At 45.4% G+C, this 21,720-nt stretch carries 18 protein-coding genes, 1 tRNA gene and 1 pseudogene; 9 read left to right on the forward strand and 11 right to left on the reverse strand.

Features of this window, described 5'->3' with window-relative positions; translation table 11 throughout:
• Positions 1-62 precede the first annotated feature (62 nt).
• Positions 63-1,601: a YifB family Mg chelatase-like AAA ATPase gene (locus V7S65_RS18210; protein ID WP_079470058.1), complete on the forward strand. Its 1,539-nt coding sequence runs from the start codon at positions 63-65 to the stop codon at positions 1,599-1,601.
• A 65-nt stretch (positions 1,602-1,666) separates the two neighbouring features.
• On the opposite strand, the gene V7S65_RS18215 is transcribed toward V7S65_RS18210, so the two are convergent.
• Positions 1,667-3,793, reverse strand: a complete 2,127-nt coding sequence (locus V7S65_RS18215) for an elongation factor G (protein ID WP_111576782.1) — start codon at positions 3,791-3,793, stop codon at positions 1,667-1,669.
• A 150-nt stretch (positions 3,794-3,943) separates the two neighbouring features.
• On the opposite strand from V7S65_RS18215, the gene V7S65_RS18220 reads away from it, so the two are divergent.
• From V7S65_RS18220 to V7S65_RS18230, 3 genes are all read left to right on the forward strand, one after another.
• A complete protein-coding gene (locus tag V7S65_RS18220) occupies positions 3,944-5,719 on the forward strand; it encodes an ABC transporter ATP-binding protein (protein WP_111576783.1) in 1,776 nt (591 codons plus the stop codon).
• A gap of 45 nt (positions 5,720-5,764) precedes the next feature.
• The gene (locus tag V7S65_RS18225; RefSeq protein ID WP_079469488.1) at positions 5,765-6,202 is read left to right on the forward strand and encodes a DUF983 domain-containing protein; all 438 of its coding nucleotides are present in this window, start codon (positions 5,765-5,767) and stop codon (positions 6,200-6,202) included.
• Between the two features lie 434 nt (positions 6,203-6,636).
• On the forward strand, positions 6,637-7,110 hold the full coding sequence (locus V7S65_RS18230) for a hypothetical protein (protein ID WP_336387476.1): 474 nt from the start codon (positions 6,637-6,639) through the stop codon (positions 7,108-7,110).
• A 14-nt stretch (positions 7,111-7,124) separates the two neighbouring features.
• Here V7S65_RS18230 and V7S65_RS18235 read toward each other — a convergent pair whose 3' ends face one another.
• The 4 genes from V7S65_RS18235 to V7S65_RS18250 all read right to left on the reverse strand — a co-directional run bounded on the left by V7S65_RS18235 (position 7,125) and on the right by V7S65_RS18250 (position 13,292).
• Positions 7,125-9,581 carry a TonB-dependent receptor gene (locus tag V7S65_RS18235; RefSeq protein WP_336387477.1) on the reverse strand — a complete coding sequence of 819 codons (2,457 nt, stop codon included), beginning with the start codon at positions 9,579-9,581 and terminating at the stop codon, positions 7,125-7,127.
• 74 nt (positions 9,582-9,655) lie between these two features.
• Complete coding sequence (locus V7S65_RS18240) at positions 9,656-10,012, reverse strand: hypothetical protein (protein ID WP_336387478.1); 357 nt, start codon at positions 10,010-10,012, stop codon at positions 9,656-9,658.
• A 43-nt stretch (positions 10,013-10,055) separates the two neighbouring features.
• A complete protein-coding gene (locus V7S65_RS18245; protein WP_111576788.1) occupies positions 10,056-11,639 on the reverse strand; it encodes a DUF1501 domain-containing protein in 1,584 nt (527 codons plus the stop codon).
• A gap of 18 nt (positions 11,640-11,657) precedes the next feature.
• Positions 11,658-13,292 carry a DUF1800 domain-containing protein gene (locus tag V7S65_RS18250; protein WP_111576789.1) on the reverse strand — a complete coding sequence of 545 codons (1,635 nt, stop codon included), beginning with the start codon at positions 13,290-13,292 and terminating at the stop codon, positions 11,658-11,660.
• 630 nt (positions 13,293-13,922) lie between these two features.
• On the opposite strand from V7S65_RS18250, the gene V7S65_RS18255 reads away from it, so the two are divergent.
• Complete coding sequence (locus tag V7S65_RS18255; protein ID WP_336387479.1) at positions 13,923-14,207, forward strand: helix-turn-helix transcriptional regulator; 285 nt, start codon at positions 13,923-13,925, stop codon at positions 14,205-14,207.
• A gap of 57 nt (positions 14,208-14,264) precedes the next feature.
• Here the strand turns inward: V7S65_RS18255 and V7S65_RS18260 are convergent, their stop codons facing one another.
• Positions 14,265-15,443, reverse strand: a complete 1,179-nt coding sequence (locus V7S65_RS18260) for a thiolase family protein (protein WP_079469495.1) — start codon at positions 15,441-15,443, stop codon at positions 14,265-14,267.
• A gap of 158 nt (positions 15,444-15,601) precedes the next feature.
• On the opposite strand from V7S65_RS18260, the gene V7S65_RS18265 reads away from it, so the two are divergent.
• Positions 15,602-15,675 (forward strand) — tRNA-Lys (locus tag V7S65_RS18265).
• 278 nt (positions 15,676-15,953) lie between these two features.
• Here the strand turns inward: V7S65_RS18265 and V7S65_RS18270 are convergent.
• Both V7S65_RS18270 and V7S65_RS18275 read right to left on the reverse strand, forming a co-directional pair.
• Positions 15,954-16,379: a hypothetical protein gene (locus tag V7S65_RS18270; RefSeq protein WP_336387480.1), complete on the reverse strand. Its 426-nt coding sequence runs from the start codon at positions 16,377-16,379 to the stop codon at positions 15,954-15,956.
• Entirely contained in the window at positions 16,369-17,520 is a 1,152-nt protein-coding gene (locus V7S65_RS18275; protein ID WP_336387481.1) for an AAA family ATPase, read from the reverse strand. Before V7S65_RS18275 ends, V7S65_RS18270 begins: the two co-directional genes overlap by 11 nt.
• A 213-nt stretch (positions 17,521-17,733) precedes the next feature.
• Between V7S65_RS18275 and V7S65_RS18280 the strand changes: the two genes are divergently transcribed.
• A complete protein-coding gene (locus tag V7S65_RS18280) occupies positions 17,734-17,961 on the forward strand; it encodes a hypothetical protein (protein WP_336387482.1) in 228 nt (75 codons plus the stop codon).
• Between the two features lie 665 nt (positions 17,962-18,626).
• Here V7S65_RS18280 and V7S65_RS18285 read toward each other — a convergent pair.
• Positions 18,627-19,499: a helix-turn-helix domain-containing protein gene (locus V7S65_RS18285; RefSeq protein WP_336387483.1), complete on the reverse strand. Its 873-nt coding sequence runs from the start codon at positions 19,497-19,499 to the stop codon at positions 18,627-18,629.
• A 121-nt stretch (positions 19,500-19,620) separates the two neighbouring features.
• Positions 19,621-20,529: an alpha/beta fold hydrolase gene (locus V7S65_RS18290; RefSeq protein ID WP_336387484.1), complete on the reverse strand. Its 909-nt coding sequence runs from the start codon at positions 20,527-20,529 to the stop codon at positions 19,621-19,623.
• A 311-nt stretch (positions 20,530-20,840) separates the two neighbouring features.
• Between V7S65_RS18290 and V7S65_RS32245 the strand changes: the two are divergent.
• Positions 20,841-21,020: pseudogene (locus tag V7S65_RS32245) on the forward strand (SDR family NAD(P)-dependent oxidoreductase); the annotation flags it as partial.
• Between the two features lie 79 nt (positions 21,021-21,099).
• Positions 21,100-21,246 (forward strand): SDR family oxidoreductase, encoded by a 147-nt coding sequence (locus V7S65_RS18295; protein WP_336387485.1) that lies wholly within the window; start codon positions 21,100-21,102, stop codon positions 21,244-21,246.
• Between the two features lie 76 nt (positions 21,247-21,322).
• Here V7S65_RS18295 and V7S65_RS18300 read toward each other — a convergent pair whose 3' ends face one another.
• Positions 21,323-21,703 (reverse strand): winged helix-turn-helix transcriptional regulator, encoded by a 381-nt coding sequence (locus V7S65_RS18300; RefSeq protein WP_111576840.1) that lies wholly within the window; start codon positions 21,701-21,703, stop codon positions 21,323-21,325.
• Positions 21,704-21,720: the final 17 nt, after the last annotated feature.

Below are 21,720 nucleotides of genomic sequence, written 5' to 3' on the forward strand. Positions count from 1 at the left end.
CATGTAACGATGTTTCCAGCAGTTAAATGCTTATATTCGTATCTGTTAACCCAGATATCGATATGATTGTTAAAACCTACGGCAGCGCCATCCTCGGCGTAAATGCCATCACCATTACCATAGAGGTAAATGTATCTTCCAAAGGCAACAAATTATTCATAGTAGGACTACCGGACAATGCGGTAAAGGAAAGCGAACGGCGTATTGAATCCACCATCCAATGCATGGGATTACGCATGCCAAGAACACGCACCGTGGTAAACATGGCGCCCGCCGCTATCCGCAAGGCCGGAGCCGCATACGACCTGCCCATTGCCGCCGGTATTATTGCCGCTTCCGGCCAGGCGTCTCCCATTCATCTTGAGCATTATCTCATGATGGGAGAGCTGTCGCTGGATGGTACCATCCAGCCTATCAAAGGTGCATTACCAATGGCTATGCAGGCGCTGAAAGATGGTTTCCGGGGCTTTATACTCCCCAGACAGAATGCCCTGGAAGCCGCGATGGTAAATAGTTTGAAAGTCTATGGCATCTCTCACATTTCAGAAGCCATCAACTTTTTAAATGATCCGGATAGCCTCACACCTGTTACCGCCGCCCGCGATGAATTCTATTCCACGCAGGACAACTGGGGGATTGATTTCAGCGAAGTAAAAGGGCAGCAGCATATTAAGCGGGCCCTTGAAATAGCCGCTGCCGGCGGGCATAATGCTATATTGATCGGGCCGCCGGGCGCAGGGAAAACCATGCTGGCAAAACGTTTGCCCACCATCCTTCCGCCGCTTACATTGCAGGAAGCGCTGGAAACCACTAAAATCCATTCTGTGGCCGGGAAGTTGCCGGAGCATACTTCGCTGATCACGCACCGCCCGTTCCGCTCTCCACATCATACCATCAGTGATGCCGCGCTGGTGGGTGGTGGCAGCATTCCGCAACCGGGAGAAATTTCGCTGGCGCATCACGGCGTATTATTCCTGGATGAACTCCCGGAGTTTAAACGCAAAGTGCTGGAGGTAATGCGGCAGCCGGTGGAAGAAAGAAGAGTGACCATTTCCCGCGCCAGAACCGCCATCGATTTCCCTGCCAGCTTTATGTTGCTGGCGTCTATGAATCCGTGCCCCTGCGGGTATTTCAATCATCCGGAGAAGGAATGCTCCTGCGCGCCGGGGCAGGTACAGGAATACCTGAATAAGGTGTCTGGTCCGTTGCTGGATCGTATAGACCTGCACGTAGAGGTAACGCCGGTAAAATTTGCGGACCTGTCTTCTACCGGCGCAGCGGAGAAAAGTACGTATATACGTGACCGTGTGATTGCTGCAAGAGCCATCCAGGCCAGGAGGTTTGCCGGTCACGACGGGGTGTATTGCAACGCACAAATGCATAGCCGGCTACTGGCTACCGTATGCGTTATCAGTGATAAGTGCAGGGAACAACTGGGGCAGGCCATGCAAAAATTAAAGCTCTCTGCCCGTGCATACGACCGGATACTGAAGGTAAGCAGAACTATTGCCGACCTGGAAGGGAGTCATAGTGTAGAACCGGCGCACATGGCGGAGGCTATTCAGTTCAGGAGCCTCGACAGGGAAAACTGGGGGAACTGAACATGGAGCAATGCCAGGCTTGGCACTCTGGCAGCAACGGTTGTGCTGAAAACACACTTCTTCCGTTAAACGCCCAGGTCTTCCTTATAACTTTCGCTCAGTTTCCGCTGCATCTCTGCAGGAACGGGGGCGTATTCCGCAAACTGTGATTTCAGCTTGGCTTTGCCCTGGGTAACATTGCGCAGCGCGGCAAACAGCTTATCTATTTCAGCCTGTGGGGTGCGTGCTTTGATCACCTGGTAGCCATTCAGTGTATCCATTCCCGTTATGATGCTGCGATGGGTCTGGAGTTCGCTCATGATATCGCCCATCATTACATCGGGGGCTACTGCTTCCAGGTCGTACACCGGCTCCAGCAGCTGCGGGGCGGCCTGGTGGAACGCCTCGCGGAAAGCCATCATACCGGCTATTTTGAAGGAGATGTCGTTACTGTCTACCGGGTGCATTTTACCATCGTATACGCTTACACGTATATCGCGTACGTATGATCCGGTTAGCGGGCCTTCCTGCATTTTTTCCATCACTCCTTTAAGGATAGATGGCAGGAAACGGTTGTCGATAGCGCCGCCTACGATACAATTGTTGAATACCAGTTTGCCGCCCCAGTTCAGCGCTATTTCTTCCGATTCGCGCACGGTATGTTCCTTATAGGGCGGCATTCCCTCATACCAGGGTTCTATTTTCATGTATACCTCGCCGAACTGCCCGGCGCCACCGGATTGTTTTTTGTGGCGATAGGAAGCCTGGGCAGGCTTCTGGATGGTTTCGCGGTAAGGAATTTTGGCGGCGTGAAAAGCCACCTGCATTTTATAAATATTTTCGAGCCGCCATTTGGTAACCAGCAGGTGCAGTTCTCCCTGTCCGTGGAGGATCACCTGTTTCAGTTCGCGGTTGAACTCCACGATGAGGGTAGGATCTTCCATATGGATTTCCGCGAGCACTTCGCTGAGTTTTTCATCGTCGCCTTTGTTCTTTGCTTCAATGGCTACTCTTACTTTGGGGGCGGGAAAATCGATGGGGGCTATTTGCCCGGGGAAATTCTTTTCTGCCAGGGTCTGATTGGTGAGGGTACTTTTCATTTTAAGTGTGCAGCCGATATCCCCGGCCTGCAGGCGTTCTATATTATTGCGGTTTTTCCCGTCTGCGATAAACAGCTGGCTGATACGCTCAGTGGTGTTGCCCTGTTCGTTGATAAACTCCATACCGCCTTTTACTTCTCCCGACATTACCTTAAAATAAGTGAGCCTGCCAATATGCGGCTCCTGTAAAGTTTTAAAAACAAATAATCCTGCCGGACCAGCAGGATTACAGGGAACAGGTTTGCCTCCGGTGGTAACTTCGGCGGGCATTTCCGCTGCGCCGGGAGCTACATTATCGATAAATCCCATCAGGCGGCCACTGCCCATATTATTTTTGGCGGATAAGCAGAACAGGGGGAACACATGGTGATTGAGCATCCCTATTTTGATGCCTTGCCGGAGCTCATCTTCATCCAGGCTGCCTTTTTCAAAATACAGCTCCATGAGGGTATCATCATTTTCTGCGGCTTTTTCCACCAGTTCGTTGTGGAGCTGGTCGGCTCTTTCCTTTTCACTGTCGGGGATGGGAAGTTTTTCAGGTTTACCTCCGTTTTCGGGAAAACGGTACATGGTCATTTTCAGGAGATCGATGATGGCATTGAATCCGGGGCCGGCGTTTACCGGGTACTGCATAATAGTAACGGGCTGACCGAATACCCGTTTTGCATCTTCCACTGTTTTATTAAAATTGGCCAGTTCGGCGTCCAGCTGGTTAACGGCTAATATGGTAGGTTTTTGGTATTTATCCACATAATCCCATACCAGTTCTGTACCTACTTCCACTCCATATTGGGCATTGAGCAGGAGAACAGCGGTGTCGGATACACGGATGGCGGCAATTACTTCCCCGATAAAATCTTCCAGTCCGGGTGTGTCTATAATATTGATCTTATAATCTTTCCATTCGGTGTGCATCAGGGTGGCATATACGGAGTTTCCCCGCTCATGCTCAATATCGTGGTAGTCGGACACGGTATTTTTCTCTTCAATTGAGCCTCGTTTACTGATGATGCCGGCTTCAAATAACATGGTTTCAGAGAGGGTAGTTTTGCCGCTTTTGGGTGCACCTAACAGTACGATGTTTTTGATGTGTTTTTCATCATACGTCTTCATATGTGGAGATTTATTTAGATAATAGATACTCACCTGTGTCTTTACAAAGAACTTACTATTAAGTTAACGTTTTTTGACTAAAATAGCCAGTACTTTTCCCCGGAATATGTGGCAACATACAGTAACTTTGCACCTCAGGAAAACGGACATATGAAACTATTACTGCATTATTTGAAGAGATATAAATGGTTGGTCGTATTAGCAATGGCTCTGGCCAGTATTAACCAGCTTTTCTCACTGATGGACCCTATGATCTTCGGATGGATCATTGACAGGTTCGCTTCTCATCCAAAAACTTTTAAGGGTGGCACTATATTCCGGCCGGAGAACGAGTACCTCACGGGGGTACTGCTGCTGGTTGGCGCTGCGATAGGCGTAGCGATGGTATCCAGGATCGCCAAAGCGTTCCAGGACTATTTTGTGAACGTAATTGTTCAGAAATTTGGCGCGCAGGTGTATACAGATGGCCTTAAACACTCGCTCCGGCTGCCTTACCAGCAATTTGAAGACCAGCGCAGCGGTGAAACGCTGGCTATTCTCCAGAAAGTGCGGGTTGACTGTGAAAAATTCATCACCGCCTTTGTGAACGTGCTTTTTGTATCATTGATCGGTGTGTTGTTTGTGATGGTATATGCCACCACCGTACACTGGAGCCTTCCCTTTGTGTATCTTACCGGGTGTATTTTACTGACTATCCTGATGAGTTTACTGAGCAGGAAAATTAAGGTGATACAGAAGACGATCGTAAAAGAAACCACCGCACTGGCAGGATCTACTACAGAATCTCTCCGGAACATTGAGCTGGTAAAGAGTTTGGGCTTATCCAACCAGGAAATCAGGCGTTTAAACTCCACTACCATGAAGATCCTGCTGCTGGAACTGAAAAAAGTGCGGAGCATCCGCAGTATCAGTTTTGTGCAGGGTACTTTTGTGAACCTCATGCGCTCTGCCATCCTGTTCCTGCTGCTGTTTTACATTTACCGCGATGTAGTGAGCATCGGACAGCTGATGACCTTACAGCTGTATTCCTTCTTCATTTTCGGACCATTACAGGAGCTTGGTAACATTATCCTGAATTACCGCGAAGCGCAGGTGTCGCTGTTAAATTTCCAGAGCATCCTGAATACGCCGGTAGAGGAAATGCCCGCTAATCCTATCAAGGTAACGCATATCGATGAACTGCAGTTTAAACAGGTAGGGTTCAAGCACCTCACAGCAGCCACCAAAGCACTTGATAAAGTGAACTTCTCCGTAAATGTAGGGGAAACCATTGCTTTTGTAGGACCATCGGGTTCTGGCAAAACCACGCTGGTAAAGCTACTCGTAGGATTATACAAACCCAATGAAGGACATATCTACTACAATGGCATTGATGCCAACGAGGTGGATATGGAAGATCTGCGTCACCAGGTAGGTTTTGTTACACAGGATACCCAGCTCTTTTCGGGCACCATCCGTGAAAACCTGCTGTTTGTAAATCCCGGCGCCAGTGATGCGGATGTAATGGAAGCGCTGGATAAAGCGTCGTGCTATTCATTACTGGCCAGGGCCGACAAAGGTCTTGAAACAGTGATTGGTGAAGGCGGTATTAAAATTTCCGGTGGGGAGAAACAACGTTTATCCATTGCCAGGGCGTTGCTCCGCAGGCCGCGCTTACTGGTATTTGATGAAGCTACATCTGCACTGGACTCAATTACAGAAGAAGAAATTACTAAAACCGTGCGCGAAGTAACGGCCAGCAAACAACATATTACCGTGATGATTGCCCACCGTTTGAGCACTATTATGCATGCCGACCGTATTTACGTACTGGAAAAAGGCCAGATCGTGGAAATGGGCAGACATGCGGACCTGGTAGCTGAAAAAGGGCTTTACTACGCGATGTGGAGACAACAGATCGGCGAGCGTAAAACGGAAGCCGTGTAAGCCACCGCTTTCGGTTGCTAAAAAGTAATTGATTAATTTTGTAAGATGAGTACACAGAAGCCCAGGCGCCCTAACTATTTTGTCAGCATGCTGACTATGAAATGTCCAAGATGCAGGAAAGGAGATATGTTCAGAGATCAGAATCCGTTTCATCTCAGGTTTTCGAAGATCTTCAACATGTATGATAACTGCCCTGTATGCGGACAAAAATATGAGTTGGAAACCGGCTTCTGGTTTGGAACAGGCTATGTGAGTTATGCTTTATCAGTAGCATTCAGTGTGTTTAACCTGATCTGGTTCTGGTTATTTTTTGGATTAACCTGGAGAGATAACAGCATTTTTATCTGGCTTGCCGTGAATGGCGTGCTGCTGGTATTGATACAACCATGGCTGATGCGGCTGTCGAGGGCCATTTATCTTTATTTCTTTGTGTATTATGATGAGGATACGGCGAAGCTGGAAAAGACCACACATCAACATTAAAAAATAACTGAAAAAATATGGGGCTGTAAAGACAGCCCCTTTCTTTTTCAACCAAAATCTGAACCAATGGTGGTCAGAAAAGTCTTAATTACAAAAACCAATTTTTGAAAACTGAGGGAACTGTTCCTCCTGGCAGGACATTCAATCTTACACTTACATAACTAACGATCCCCTAAACTACAAAATCTATCAATATTTCAATTAAATATTTACATCAATGGTAAAACCAGCGTGTATTTGTACTGTAAAAACGATTTTACTTATCAAGCCCGCCTGTACCGGGTTTACCGCCGGTACAACAAATTTATATAAATTAGAAAATACTATAACGTTATTACTATAAATAATATATAAGTAACATGTATATATTAACCGCGGATCATGATCAGTTCCATAAAATTTAATAGCTTTATCTTTTCAAACAGCTATTCATCGTGCAAAGAACCTTATTACTGCTCCCTGTTTTAATACTGAGCTGCAAGCAGCCGGCCACCAAAACCCCGCAGGAAGCTGCTTCCGTTACCGAAACCCAGGCAGTACCAGTACCCTTTACCGTTATAAGCGGAAACATAAACAGCGACAGCGCCGTGTTTGAGGCAGCCGGTATTACTGCCGTCATCGCCAATTCGGGAACAGGCATGCAAACCATTCATATTACCCGGGAGGGCAAACGGCTGATCAATTATATGCGGGCAATTGATTCTACAGCTAAGGCTATACCGGTGCCTCAGCTGATTATAACGGGAACGGATACTGTGGTTGGATTGAGTACAGCACCCGCAGCCGCCCGGAACATCTTCTTCAAAATAAAAAACAACAAGGCAACCTATATCAAAACGGGAAACTCCTCAAAAGAAACGGCGCCTGATACCATAAAAAAAGCCCCTGCTGACGCAGGAGCCTTATAAAAGAAACATCCACACTATTTGAAATCAATCGGAATTGCAAGCTTCACGCTGAAATTCCGGCCAACGTTATATACGCCTGATCTGCCGGTTACTTCATTGATGGGCGCATATTTCAACCTGCTCAGGTGATTCTGGTAAGCCACATCTGTTAAGTTATTGACAGCGAAATGCAGAGAGAACAATGTTTTATTTTTCTTATTCACAAAATCACTGCCTAATCCCGCGTTAAACAAGGTATAACCGGGAGTAGCCGTTTCTGTTTCATAAGCAGAAAACACATCATTCTGCGCAAAGTTCAGATCCATTTGCACGCCGATGTAAGCATTCTGCAACGGACTTTTTCCTACTTTTTTAAATCTTCCTTTCAATTCAGACAACCAGTGTGCCGCCGGAATATTGGGCAGATATTTCGTAGAGTCGCTACCGTTACTGGTAGTGGCCCTTACATACGAGAATGTATTTTCAAAATGGAGCCAGTCGATCGGATGCGGGTGAATATCCACCATCAACTCTCCGCCGTACAGGTTGGCATCCGTTTGCTGGTATTTAAATGCGGCATATCCTTCATCATTATCCGTAGCAGGGATAGAGTCTGTACCGGCAGCATTGAACAGCTTACGGGAGAAAATGAAGTTATTGATATGATTGTAAAACAGGCTGGCCGACAATGAAACGTGCTGGGTGTTGAAATCCACGCCTGCATCCACCTGTGTACTTACTTCCGGTTTCAGCTCCTGGTTACCGTATTCATATTTGATGGTTCCTTCATGCACGCCGTTAGCAGATAACTCTGCGATATTTGGCGCCCGGAAACCTCTTGCTACATTGAGTTTCAGCACTACCTGCTCGCTGGCTTCGTAGCTGAGTCCTACACTACCGGATACATTGTTGAAGTTGCGTTTGAAGGCATCAAATTTTGAGTCGCCGGTATTGGCCGGCTTGCCATCTGCATCCAGGAACAATGATTTGGAGTTCATGGAGCGGTTATCAAAACGCAGCCCACCGCTTAGTGTGAGTTTGTTGAAGGTTTTGCTGGTTACTGCAAACGCGCCAAAGTCGAACAGATCGTATGCAGGGATCAGGAACTCTTCTCCTTTATTCTGATTGGTTTGCTGCATCCCGTTCACGCCTACGGTTGTTTGCCAGCCGTTCATTTCAGGCAGGTAATATTTCAGTGCGTAGTTGAAGGTTTGCAGGTGCAGGTACAATTCCGGTGTGGAAGGTTCCAGCACGTTACCGAATTCGCGGCGTTGGTTCAGCTGATAGCCCAGTGTAAGACCAATACGGCCACCATTATGCAGATACAGGCTGTTGTCCCATACTATTTTCTGGTGATTGATCTGTTGTTTGGGGACCGTCATGCTATACGATTTATTATCGCTGCTGGTGGCGGGTACTTCTTCTTCCGTGCCGTTGTTGTTGATCAGTTTCAGGAAATCGCCGTTGCTGTCGCGGTCACCTTCTACCAGCCCGAGGTGCTGGTTAAAGGAGCTGAAGCTCAGGTGAGAGTATCCCCATTGTTTATTGATGCCAATGTTAGCGCCAAAGTTGGTGTTATTAAAGCGGGAGTTAAATACGTAGTCGTCGTATTTATTTTTGTAATCGTGCGCTTGTTTTTGTGTTACGAAAGCGCCCCAGCTAAAGCCGTTGTTATTACCGGCAATATCAGCGTGATAGGCCATCAGTCCGTTGTTGGTTTGATAGTTGGCTTCCACGTTGCCTTTTATTTTTCCCAAAGGCAGTGGTGCAGGCGGAACAATGTTCACCACACCGGCCAATGCGTCTGAACCGTAAATGAGGGAGGCAGGGCCTTTCAGCACTTCTATCCTGCTTACATTATAGTCGTCGATTTCAATGCCGTGTTCATCGCCCCATTGCTGGCCTTCCTGGCGCACACCGTCGCCCACTACTACCACGCGGTTGTAGCCAAGTCCGCGGATAAAAGGTTTGGAGATAGCCGGACCGGTAGAGAGTTGTGTAACACCGGGCACTTTTGCAATGGCATCTATGATATTGGTAGAGATATTATCATCGAGATAGTCGCGGCGGATCACGCTGATGGGCGTAGGTGTTTTCCTGGCGGATGTTGCCAGGTTGGCGCCGGTGATCACGATTTCATTTTTTTCTATCAGTGTTTCCCCGAGTTCAAAATCCCGGGTGGTAGCGCCGGAAATAGCTACCGGAGCGCTGAATGCGGCATAACCGATGTAGTGTACATCTACCACATATTTTCCTTTTGGAAGATTTTTGATGATATAATTTCCCTGTGCATCTGCAGCAGCGCCTACGCGGAGATCCGGCAGGTAAACAGTGGCGCCGGGTAACGGTGTATGGGTTAATTTATCCACCACTTTACCGGTTAATGAGTTTGAGTATTCCCCTTCTTCGGGGTTAGTGCCGGCATAGGCGGCAGGTAATGCCAGTAACATTACACTCCAAAGCCCGAGTATAAATACACGCAAATAATGCATATCTGAAAAATATAGAATCAGTAATAAAGAATAAACAACGTGTACAGATGGTGCACGCTGCAATAAAAATGAAGTTATACCTGCTGTGTAGGCGGCGCTCTGGGGGTGAGGTTAAAATAAGGGACGTGCGTGGTTTCCGGCAACGTAAGCGGAGAAAATACCCAGATTACTTTTTGAACCGGCGCTATATATAAAGTAACAAATGACTCGTAAGGTTCTACACCTATCTGCAAAAAATCACAGTGCCGGTGATGTTCGGATATGGTGAGTCCATCGTGTTGATGAAGGACATCTGCCGTATCGTGGTGACCGGCAAATTCGTGTATAAATTCTCTCGGGATGGTATTTATAGAAAATACACCCAGGAGAATAATAGCTAATATTTTATGCAGATAGCTCTTGTACACGGAGGCAAAGGTAGCAAAATCCATCTATTTGCAACGGCGTTGCACGAATATTAATTAAATTATAAGGTCAGTTTACTTTGAGCATAGGTCTTACCTGTTGCACGGGGCCATTCTGGAAGCGGGCATAGTAAATACCATTGGGCAAACTATGCGCGTCAAAAGTGAACGTATAGGTGCCGGGGGTATGTACTTTATTGACTGGTACGCTAACGAGGCGGCCGGTGGTATCAAAGATCTGTACCAATGTGTTGCCGCTGCCGGTGATATAGGTAATGGTGGTATAGTTTGAAAATGGATTTGGAGAGTTGGTAATCAGTTTCTTATCGTCAGTATTCAGGTCGGGCAAACCGGTAATGGTGCCACAGGCCACGCCACTGATGAGGGGCAGGCGCTGGTAGTCTTCCCGGAGAATAGTTTTCAGCACGGTTTGGTCCACGCAAAACCATTGTTCCAGGATAGATGCGTAGATAGAGCGGAAGTCGTACTGCATGGGGATATTATCAATTACGGAGGAAGCGTCCGGCAGTGCGGGAGAATTTCCGAGCACGCCCTGGTTCACATAATCTCCAAAAATGATAATGGGAGCTGCAGCGCCGTGATCCGTACCCATGCTGTAGTTTGATTTGATGCGGCGGCCAAATTCGGAGAAAGTCATGCCTACCACCCTGCGGGAAGCGTGCAATCCTTTCAGGTCGTCCATAAAAGCTTTGATGGCATCGGAAACGCCTCCCAGCAGGTTAGCGTGACCGCCTTTACTGGTATCGCCGCCTTCTGTTTGGTTGGCATGTGTATCAAAACCGCCGGTGCTCACCATATAGAGCTTTGTTTTCAGTCCGCCGGCTACCAGGCGGGCTACTATCTTCAGTTGCTCCGCCAGGCTGTTATTGGCCGGGTAAGCGCCCTGTGAGGTCACTTTTTTCGCGGCAGCGGTAATAGCCTGTTCGTAGCTGTTGGTTTGTTTGGCGATGAGGCGGATATACTCCAGTTCTTTGCCCCATTTGGTATTGGGAACGGGATCCGTTACACCATCGATCAGGTTATAGAAATCGGTGGCGCTGGTGATGGCGATACCCATGCTGGCATTGGGTCCCTGGAAGGCGGGCGATACGATAGAACCTATCTGTACTGCCAGCGGATCTGGGTTCTCTGCATTGGGGTATCCATCCGGGAAACCGTCGTATTGCGTATCCAGGTAGCGGCCTGCCCAACCGGTAGTAAGCACCTCGTTGGAATTAGACCCGGTGAGCCAGATGTCGGTAGCACGGAAATGCGAGAAGTTGGGTGAAGGGTATCCTACGCTTTGCACGATACTTACTTTTCCATCGTTATACAATTTCTGTATCCCTGTCATGGCAGGGTGCAGGCCCGATTTAATATAATTATCGAGGCGGAGTACTTTTCCTTCCTGGATAGCGATATTGGCGCGTGCGGCCTGGTATTTACCGTATACATCCAGTGGGATGACCATGTTAAGACCATCGTTACCGCCGGTCATTTGTATCATGACGAGTACATGATCATTGTCTGCCGAGGCGGTGCTTAATGCGTCCAGCATCGGAGATGAACCGAAGGCTTTAATAGAGAAGCCATTGATTAAAGTTGGCAGGATAGCAGCTGGCGCTGTATATTTCAGGAAGTCTCTTCTTTTCATAAAAAGGTTTTTCTGCTATCAGGATAATTGATATTCAGACAAGTCCATAATGTATTTATACAGGGCCTGGAGGCGGCTTTCCACATTATCTTTCAGGGTAGCATCTGTGGGCGATGCTTTCCATGCGTTCCAGGCTTGCGTCCAGTAGTAGTTGCTATCGGGGCTTTGGTCGCTCAGGAGGATCTTATTTTTCAGGAATCCTTTCACAGTATCGGAAACGCCTACACGATATAGGATATCCAGTGAGTCGTTGACCAGTGCCACCGGGTCTTCCGGATGAGGAAGGCGGCTGGCAAAAGCGAGGGTATCAATGCGGAGGCCGTTGAAACCGCCGCTGCTGACGAGGCCATCGCTGAAGCGGTTACGTTTGGGCAGCGTATCTGTATTGATCCACAGTTCATGAAACGAAGGCGCCTGGTAGTATGCGTCCCATCCGGCAACCAGCGGGGGATCACCAAGGTTTTGCAACATGGAAGCGGCCCTGTCGTGGACTACAGCCCATGCTTTATATTGATTGGTATAATCTGTAGGGATGGTGATGCCGTATTCGCGGCAGATACCGATGCAGAAGTCGGCCGGACTTTTAATCAGGCAGGCCATGTTAAGCGGATCGAAGAAATGTTCGCTGGTAAACAGGGCGTTGAGCGTGACTTTAATATCATAGCCGCTGCTGCGGAAAATATCTGCCAATGGTGTAATTACGTTTTGTTCTGTAGCTGCATCAATATCATAATACACAAAGAAGCGGTATAGTTTACGGCAGATAAATTTTGCGACTTCCGGTTGCAGGAAGATGATCGACAGGAGTTCGTCCAGCTCTTTAGCGCCATCCTGGCCTGTTTTTCCGGAGATTACTTTATTGAGATAGAATCCTGAAAATTCTTTATTGGTAAGATCGTGTTGCGTGGTATCGAATAAGCTGACGATGTTGGTTCTATCTACCCGGAAGCCGGTGAGTACACGTGCGGTGGCTCTTACATCATCTTCTGTATAATGGGAATCGGGGCCTTTTCCTACTGTAAAAAGTTCGTGCAGTTCTCTTGCATAGTTTTCATCAGCAGCGCCTTTGGAGTTGAGGTATCCGTTGAGATACACCAGCATGGCGGGATCCAGCGTTATTGCTTTGGTAAGGTCTTTAAAATTACCGAGAGCATGTTTACGCAGGGTGAGGTTATATTGGTAGATAAACCGGCTATCTCCTACCATGCCTGTTTCTGTAACGAAATGATTGTGCCAGAAGAGCACCATTTTTTCGTGTATGCTTGACTGTTGGTTAATCATTTGACCTGTCCACCATGCCTTATAGGAGGCGATCCTTTTCCTTTCCAGCATTTCATCGCCGAGCGGGGCTTTTACCCATGTGGCGCCGGGTGTAACGCCGGTGTCATCGATGCCGTAGTTGTTGACGGGAGGTGCGGGATCCGGCTGCGCGGTGAGCAAGGTATCTACCGCCTGCTGCATATTCAGGCTGTTGAAGGCATTGATGTTTGCGGGTGTAACCCCGAACAGGGTGCGTTTCAGCAGGTGAATGCGTTGTAGCGTGTCCCAGGCGCCGGTGTACGGCGTTATGCCGGTGGCGGTACGGGCGATAGCGGTGGCAGTCCGCGATTGCTGGCGGTCAGATGATAAGGTTAGGAATTGTCTGCGATCCATAAGGCGATATGGTTGATGGCTTAGGGGCCGATTATAGCGCCAAATTAACAAAAAGTTTAATCTAATTAAAAAGAAAGTGATATTATCTTAATAAGAAGTATCAAAATGATATTTTTCATATCATCCTGATATATAAATTATCATTTTAATAATATCTATTCATTTTAATATCAACTACTTATAAAACAATTTATTTGTTTGCTGCACTAAAATCCACTACATTTGAAAAGTGTATATAGCCAAAAGAGAGCTGCCCGTTCCTCGAAAGAAAGACAGCTCCTTTGGTTTTTGTCTTACAACAAAAAAGTTTTATGATGGATTTTTTTAGAGATCCGGCGATTGGCCATTTGTTACATCAATCAGTTTTCCCTCCCCTTCTTCTTCCTGCTTCTTCATCTGACTATTTTAACAGCTGTTAGTATCCACTATTAAAATGATTGCATCTCCACCACTTTTTTACCGGTACGCCGGTAACGGGTGTTTTATGTTCATAATGAAAATCTATTTATCAAAAATTCGCTGCTCATCTCAATTCAACACTATTAGGATCAGCGATTTATACATTATGATACAAATATAGTTAATAATTGTTACAGTGGCACATTTTTGTAACATTTTTAAAATTACCCAATGCTATTATATAATAAACGGGCTATCAAAATAATCCGTAAATCGCTAAAACTCACCCAACAGGAAATGGGCAATTTATTAGGTGTGTCGCGCGCCTGCTATGTTACTTATGAAAATGGAAGATCAAAAGGAAAGCGCACTTTCTTTTTTGAGAGAATGCTGACGGAATTTGGTATTGATCTGCGACAGCCGGAGGATTTGCGTCGTATAGTATTTACAGATACGAGTAAAATTGCGCAGCCGGTATACCAGTATTTGAGTGAGCTGGAAATAGAAGAGGAATAAAAAAAGAAAGGAGCCAATGGCTCCTTTTTTAGTATAAAGGTGAGTTGACCGGTATTATCAGTTGATATTTTCAATGATACCTGCAATGCCTTGTCCGCCGCCAACACAGGCCGTGACAATGCCATATTTTTTATTCAGTCTTTTTAAATCGCCTAATATCTGCACCGTTAATTTTGCGCCGGTACATCCCAGCGGATGTCCTAATGCAATAGCGCCGCCATTGATATTTACGATATCCGGATTGATGCCCAGCTCGCGGATAACCGCGATAGACTGTGAAGCAAATGCCTCGTTCAATTCAACCAGGTCGATATCCTGCAGCGATTTTCCGGTACGCTGTAACACTTTTGGTATGGCAGCTACAGGCCCTACTCCCATGATACGGGGATGCACCCCTGCAGAAACACAACCTACCAAACGCCCGATAGGCTTCAGTCCCAGCTCATTCACCATCCGCTCGCTCATCACCACCACAAAGGCAGCGCCGTCGGAAGTTTGTGAAGAGTTGCCCGCTGTAACGGAACCACCGGCAGCGAAAACAGGTTTCAACTTTGCAAGCGCCTCCAGTGAAGTATCTGCACGCGGTCCTTCATCGGTATCTACGATATAGGAACGTTTCTGTTTCTTTCCCTTCTCATCTACATATACTTCTTCAACAGACACCGGGAGTATGCCCGGTTTGAAATAGCCGTTCTGAATAGCGTTTAACGCTTTCTGATGTGATTTATAAGAGAACTCATCCTGGTCCTGGCGGCTTACCTTGAATTCATTAGCCACTGCTTCAGCGGTGAGTCCCATGCCAATATAATAATCGGGATTGGTGCTGGCCACGGTGTAGTTGGGTACTGTTTTCCAACCTGCTACCGGCACCAGGCTCATACTTTCTGTACCGCCGGCAATAATACAATCGGCCATACCGGTTTGTATTTTGGCGGTGGCAATCGCAATTGTTTCCAGGCCGGAAGCGCAATAGCGGTTCACCGTCATTCCCGGTACATCAATGCCTAAAGCCCGTACAGAGATCATACGGCCAATCTGTAAACCCTGTTCTGCCTCCGGTACCGCATTTCCTACAATCAGATCATCTACCCGCTTAGGATCCAGCTGTGGCAAGGATTTCAGCAATCCGGTGATTACGTCTACAGCCAGATCATCTGGTCTGTAAAAGCGAAATCCGCCTCTTTTGGATTTTCCCACCGCAGTGCGGTATCCGGCTACTATGTACGCTTCTTGCATGAAAAAAAATTTTATAATGAGCTAACGGTTAGATTATCAACATAATGGGTATTTATCCACATTTCGTCCTTATTATCAAATTTAATTAAATAAAGTACACAAATATTCAGAAGATCCGTTAAATTTGCGCTCACGTTTTTTAACAAAGACGGTGGAAAGACTCCCTAGCTCAGTTGGTTAGAGCTACTGACTCTTAATCAGTAGGTCCTGGGTTCGAGCCCCAGGGGGGTCACTTGAAACCCAGCTTCAAATAGAAGTTGGGTTTTTTGTTTGGATAAATTGTTCATCACATCTGTGTTAAGACCTAATGAAGATCTGGCTTTGAATCAAGTTAAAATTTTGTGGATTGAAATTTATAGCCTCGTCTCATATTGGCTTTGATAGATGTCAATATTACACCCCATAATATTCTGGCGATGTCCTGTCAGGCAACATTCTTGCAATTTTTAACTCTTTATGTGAAGCTTTGTATCTACTATTTCTAAATAAGAAAAGTGCCATTGGGGTAAATTATTTATCAGCTGTGGGATAAAATACATGATCCTTGTCAAGGAATACAATATAAAAAACATCCTCTTCAAAAAAGCCAGCAACAACTTCTTTGCTTTTTTTAGTGATGTGCATTGAACCCCAATTTTTATGTGGTAAATGTATGGGCTCTGTAAACTCTGAATGTTCGGGCCATTTGCCATACTGTTTGATACTTCCATCACGTAATGCTTCTTCACAGGTATATTTATTTAAATGACGCATCATTTCGATCATTGACGCAAGAAAGCCCAATCTTTGCCATTCTGCGCTGGTCTGGCCTACTACGGTGTTATCAATGAAATATTCCAGAGAAAAAAGGAGTTTTCGTTTCTTTTTCGGTTGAGGCCCTTTGTTACCCTGTTCCCTTTGATAAGCAGGCACTTTCTTTTCCTTCTTATTCGCCATACAAGAGATCAGTTAATTTGCCAGTAATCTCTAAAGTATCTGCGGCACCAAAGGTGTTATCAAGGTATTTTTTTGCAAAATCCGATGTGTTCCTTACTGTTTTGGCGTTAAATTCAGATAATGAATAAATAGATGACGCACCGAATTGGTCTTTATTAGTAAACCAAATTTGATCTCTCCTCAATAGCTTTTTATCTAACAAGCTGGTATCTTGGGCAGTAAATATGAACTGCGCATTTCTTCTATTGAATTTTTGAAATAGCGCCAAAAGTTTTTTAGAAAGGTTAGGATGCAGCTTACAGTCAAATTCATCGATAAACAACACCCCTCCAAAACGAAGCGTGTAATATATCGGGCCCAAAAGATGAATCAATTTTCGTGTTCCATCCGATTCCATAAATGTGTTAAATGGAATCGCCTCAACGATTAAATTGTTTTCGTCATATTTTCTATGATATGTAATGATTTCACCATCTTTTTCTCCCGCCTCTATGTTTGAAATCTCCAAATACTTTAGAACAATCGTTGCCCACTCTTTAAATTTGATATTTGATCTTAACAGATCTATGGTATATCTAGAATAGTGGTTTTCATCTATGCCATCTATCGACGCCGTAGTCATAAACCATGAAAGTATTTCTTTGGTAACGGGTTGATTATACTGTCCAAGGTGGCTCAGTAACAATACATTTTCGTTTACCTCCTCATGATACTTTAAACCTTCGGCAAAAGACTCTTGGTTTATTTCAAAATGTTGCTCCGCACGACTAAATAATAGGTTTTCTCTATCAAGTTTACGATAAAGCCATTCTCTTTTCACAACATTTCCAAAAAGTTCATATCCATACCGGTAAATGTACTTTCCATGCAGGAAAGACACTTCAAACATGGTATTTTCCTTATCAGATACCGTATTTAGTCTAAAATGATTGTTACGAATTTTTCGTTCAGTTTCTTTATTCAGTGAATCCCGAAATGAGTTGAAGATAAAGTTGCAAAAAAAACCATAAGCCTTTATGAAGTTGCTTTTCCCACTTCCATTTGCGCCATAAATAGCCGCAACCTTAAGTAAATTTAGGTCTTTATTGGTTTTGATAATATTGGTTTTTACTAATTCCTTAAACGACTTAACTGGAGTCATCAGAAAATTTACTTCATCCTTAAAAGATAATAGGTTACGAAATTTGAATTCTATTAGCATATCAATGGTTAATGTCTAGCAAATTTACGACATTAAATTTAAAAATTACCAAAAAATGGCAATTTTTAAATTTAATGTCAATTCAGTTTTCATGCAGGTAATCCATCTAACTTGAAAGTACCTTTGCCATAAACCAATAAAAAGCTGAAGAAGATGTATCAGGTTCATATTAGTGGATACAGAGAAGGTAAATGGCCGTTTATCCTCTTACTACAATTGTTACTGAAGTATAAAAAGATGTCATTTGCAGACGCCCGCGCAATTGTGGACAATGTATGGGCAGGAAATACTGTTGAAGTGGAATTCCCGGATTTAAACACTGCCCAGGAGTTTTCAAAAAGTGTCGATGAAGCAGGTTTGAATTGTATAGTTTGGCAATAGCCAACGTCACAACTAATATATATTCTAATCATGTAATACAATTTTCAGGTTCACAAATGATACAGAAAAGGCCCGCAGGCAGGCGGTTTACTAAACAGCCATGCTTGCGAGCCTCTTTAAATCTTCCATAAAAAAGTTCGAAAAACGTACCGAAGGGGTCACTAAATGTGATACAATTCTTTAAAAAGAATGTATCACATTTTTTGTTTTAAGCCCCCTTTAAGTCTGCGGGTTAGGATTATCAGGATCAATCCCAAATAACATCGAATCAAAATTCTTCCTGATGTCCGGATAAATTTTTGCCGGCTCGTTATAAAAATGCTGATCGTCCAGTGTCCAAGCTTCAAATGGATCATTGCCTGAATTGCACTTTTCGAAACTTGGTGGAGCGATTTTATTCTTATTAAAAAAGCCCGAACCTTACTGTACTCCGGAGCGGCCAATTCAGAATGTCCCTTTTTTTGCCACAAAAAGACTTCCCAGACCGCCCTGTACCAAACAATTAGGATAAGAAACGGCAGCATCCAGTAGAAACGAAGAGATGAACTCCAAATCCAGCTGCCTCCCTCCAGGGCTACCCAATGGTTGACTATAAGGTGAATGTGCCGCAATGCCCGGCAAGAGCGCATTGTTTCTATCAGATAACATGATAACGTTATAAAAGATTAAGCCTGATCCGGCTCAATTGCACTTAGATATTTTTTCCTGAAGCCGGAAGGTGGCTCGCCGGTCTTTATAAAAAATAGTCTGCTGAAGTAGGCGGGATCGTCGTAGCCCAGGGCATGGGCAATCTCTTTTGCCGTCCAGTCGGTATGTACCAATAGTCGCTTTGCCTCCAGGATGATCCTGTTCTTGATAATATCATTTGGCTGGGGGAGACTTAGTCGTTTGAACCTGTGCGTGAGGGTTTTTGGCGCAAGAAAAAGCATGTCAGCGTAGTCGGCAACATTGTGCTTTTCCTTGTAGTTCGCTTCAACGAGTTGGGTAAACTTCCTGAAGAATTCAAGGTCGGTGCTGGGCCTTGAGGCCATTGTCCCGTTCAGGTGCTGCACCTTCCATAACCGTGTCGACTTGATCAAGAGCTGTTTGAGATAGGTCCTTATCATTTCTTCCAGCGAGCTGTCCCTCAGTTCAAACTCATCCTGTATCCTGGAGAAGAGGTACTCAATGAAACTGGCATCCTGCCCGGGTATGGTTGTCATGGGCATGTTATTGATGTTATTGAACAGCAGCCCGTCACAGGCAACCTCCTCATCGTGCAGCTGGATGCAATAAAAGTCACGGTTGTAGAACACAAGAAGTCCCGGCTGTCCGCCCAGTTGATCAATGCTGAGAACCTGGTTTGGGCTTATGAAGAATAGCGTAGGACCGTCTGTGCTGTATATCTTGAAGTCCACCTTTATCTCAAACCCCTCATTGAGGTAGAGCACCTTGATATAGGATTTATAGGTTTCAGAATTGATATCTTCAACACTGTCCGAATCGATATGAACCATGCCAATGGTCTTAAGGTTTATATCAAAGATGCGCTGTTTCATGATGGGGCCGGTTAATAAGTACCAAAAATAAAATTACCATTCTTGTTGATAAATTCAATTTGTGGTTAAAACAAAAATTACCTGCAGCCCTAGTTTGAGAACATGCAGGTAGCTCCTGCTTTTATTTCCTTGCAAATTTTTCAAGTTCTGAGTTGAACTTGTCCATCTCCTCCACAAATAGTGCATGTCCGCTTTTCTCGAACCTCACGATGTAGGAGTTTTTCAGGCCCTTGTGCAACTGTTCTGCCTGGGCATACTCGATCAATTTATCCTTCACACCCTGGAATATGGCAACGGGAATTGTGATATCCTTGAGCACCGGACGAAGATCAAGTTCTCCCAGGGAGGTGATGGATTCGGTAACCGCATATGGACTTGCCGACAGGTTGATGCTCTCCAGCCATTTTTCGGTATTTGGAGGAAGTGTGGTACCCTCGGCCGCGAATGCTGCTCCCAGACCTGCGATCAGATCCTCCCGGCTGGTCATGGTCTGTTTGATCAGTCCGGCAGCATTCTCCTCAGATATTCCGTAGCTGTAGCCGGGGCGCTGTTTCCAGGATGGCGCCGCCGCTCCAAAAAGGGCCAGTTTGCTAATATGAGCCGATTTATATTTGTTTACATAATGGATGCTTGCAGCTCCGCCCATTGAAAATCCACCCAGTACGGCATTCTCAATCTTTAGCGTGTGAAGGACGGCATAGATATCATCCGAAAAAACGTCAAAGTTGTACTTTCCATAGGGTTTGTCAGATTTACCGAAACCACGTAGGGAAATCCCGATCACCCTGAAGCCCTTCCTCACCAGGTACTGGTATTGGTATTGGTACATTTCATCGCTCAATGGCCATCCGTGGATCAACACAATCGGCTGTCCATCTCCAAGGTCTGTTACGTGAAGTTTTACCCCAGGCTCAACCTCAACATATTCTGCTCTTCCGGCAGAAGCTGGAACCCTTTTGGTTTGTGAAAATACCGATTGGCTGGTTATTAATGTCATGATCAGGCTGGTTATTAGAATAAGAGTTTTCATTTTTTTTATTTTTTATTTTTTTTAAATGGTTTTAAATATTTGTTGTTGTTGACAATACAAAGGTGGGGAGAATGCTGGGCCTAAAGAATGGACATACGAATAACTGTCTTGTACATTTTTCCCATAATTAAGATTTACATTCCATTTCCGCAGTTCTCAATCGATCAACCCTTGTATTTATAGCAGATCGGCAATACTCCATCTGTCCACCTTTGTCCAAATGTTTGGGCAAATATGTGGCGCCAATTCAATTTTCGCAATATTGGAAATACGAATTGCATAGGGATAAATCAGCCCCTATCCGAATCGTAATGCCGTACTTGTGTGTTGCTGTTGCATCGCTGAATTTGTATTCCATCCAGGGCAAACTGCCATTATACGACAGCACGCTTCCCTATGCAGCGGCTAAGGCGGAACTGATCAACTACAGTAAAAGTCTGTCTAACGAAGTTGCCCCGAAAGAGGTCAGGGTGCTGACGGTTTCTCCGGGCTGGATCATGACCGATAGTTCCAAGAGAATGATGGAGCGAATTTCTGAGAACCGGGATATTACAAGCTACCTAAAGCGTGATGGACTCACTTGGGGGCATTCCCTATGGACGTGCAGCTATGCCGGAAGAAGTTGCCGAACTGGTTGGCTTCCTGGTATCCCCAAGGGCCGGTTATCTGAGCGGAACAGAATTTGTGACCGACGGAGGCACCATACCTACCATATAAATATTGATTTTCCACCCCAGACTGCTGCCGGGAATGAAATACGCGCTGAAATAACCTAAATCACATGGTCTTTCAATTAAACCGCATTTGATTGAACATGGTCTGGATATCCCTTTAATATTACCTGCTTTAACCTGTCCTGATGCTCATCTCCCCACAGTCCGATGGAGGTAAGCACGGGTATCAGAGTTTTGCCGAAATCGGTGAGTGTATACTCGACTTTTGGAGGCATTACCGGGTAGATCATCCTGGTCACAAGCTCATGCTCCTCTAGTTCCTTTAACTGGATGTTGATGACCCGGCGGCTTGCATCTGGTATCTTCCTTTGCAGTTCGCTCGGACGCACGTAGCCTTCGTTGATGAACCACAATAGCCTGATCTTCCACTTGCCGTAAAGCACCTCACCGACCAGGTCCAGTCCGCAGTTGAGGTTGGGAAAAGTTTTTTTCTCATACATGTATCAAAGATACGCGT

The sequence above is a fragment of the Chitinophaga sp. CCNWYY40 genome (assembly GCF_037483205.1).
In the GTDB taxonomy this organism is placed as follows: Bacteria; Bacteroidota; Bacteroidia; order Chitinophagales; family Chitinophagaceae; genus Chitinophaga; species Chitinophaga ginsengisegetis.

What these genes read in the sequence shown, in the direction of transcription:
- V7S65_RS18210 (WP_079470058.1), top strand. Translation starts at nt 63, where the DNA reads ATGATTGTTAAAACCTACGGCAGCGCCATCCTCGGCGTAAATGCCATC.
- V7S65_RS18215 (WP_111576782.1), bottom strand. Translation starts at nt 3,793, where the DNA reads ATGAAGACGTATGATGAAAAACACATCAAAAACATCGTACTGTTAGGT.
- V7S65_RS18220 (WP_111576783.1), top strand. Translation starts at nt 3,944, where the DNA reads ATGAAACTATTACTGCATTATTTGAAGAGATATAAATGGTTGGTCGTA.
- V7S65_RS18225 (WP_079469488.1), top strand. Translation starts at nt 5,765, where the DNA reads ATGAGTACACAGAAGCCCAGGCGCCCTAACTATTTTGTCAGCATGCTG.
- V7S65_RS18235 (WP_336387477.1), bottom strand. Translation starts at nt 9,581, where the DNA reads ATGCATTATTTGCGTGTATTTATACTCGGGCTTTGGAGTGTAATGTTA.
- V7S65_RS18240 (WP_336387478.1), bottom strand. Translation starts at nt 10,012, where the DNA reads ATGGATTTTGCTACCTTTGCCTCCGTGTACAAGAGCTATCTGCATAAA.
- V7S65_RS18245 (WP_111576788.1), bottom strand. Translation starts at nt 11,639, where the DNA reads ATGAAAAGAAGAGACTTCCTGAAATATACAGCGCCAGCTGCTATCCTG.
- V7S65_RS18250 (WP_111576789.1), bottom strand. Translation starts at nt 13,292, where the DNA reads ATGGATCGCAGACAATTCCTAACCTTATCATCTGACCGCCAGCAATCG.
- V7S65_RS18255 (WP_336387479.1), top strand. Translation starts at nt 13,923, where the DNA reads ATGCTATTATATAATAAACGGGCTATCAAAATAATCCGTAAATCGCTA.
- V7S65_RS18260 (WP_079469495.1), bottom strand. Translation starts at nt 15,443, where the DNA reads ATGCAAGAAGCGTACATAGTAGCCGGATACCGCACTGCGGTGGGAAAA.
- V7S65_RS18270 (WP_336387480.1), bottom strand. Translation starts at nt 16,379, where the DNA reads ATGGCGAATAAGAAGGAAAAGAAAGTGCCTGCTTATCAAAGGGAACAG.
- V7S65_RS18275 (WP_336387481.1), bottom strand. Translation starts at nt 17,520, where the DNA reads ATGACTCCAGTTAAGTCGTTTAAGGAATTAGTAAAAACCAATATTATC.
- V7S65_RS18280 (WP_336387482.1), top strand. Translation starts at nt 17,734, where the DNA reads ATGTATCAGGTTCATATTAGTGGATACAGAGAAGGTAAATGGCCGTTT.
- V7S65_RS18285 (WP_336387483.1), bottom strand. Translation starts at nt 19,499, where the DNA reads ATGAAACAGCGCATCTTTGATATAAACCTTAAGACCATTGGCATGGTT.
- V7S65_RS18290 (WP_336387484.1), bottom strand. Translation starts at nt 20,529, where the DNA reads ATGAAAACTCTTATTCTAATAACCAGCCTGATCATGACATTAATAACC.
- V7S65_RS18295 (WP_336387485.1), top strand. Translation starts at nt 21,100, where the DNA reads ATGGACTCACTTGGGGGCATTCCCTATGGACGTGCAGCTATGCCGGAA.
- V7S65_RS18300 (WP_111576840.1), bottom strand. Translation starts at nt 21,703, where the DNA reads ATGTATGAGAAAAAAACTTTTCCCAACCTCAACTGCGGACTGGACCTG.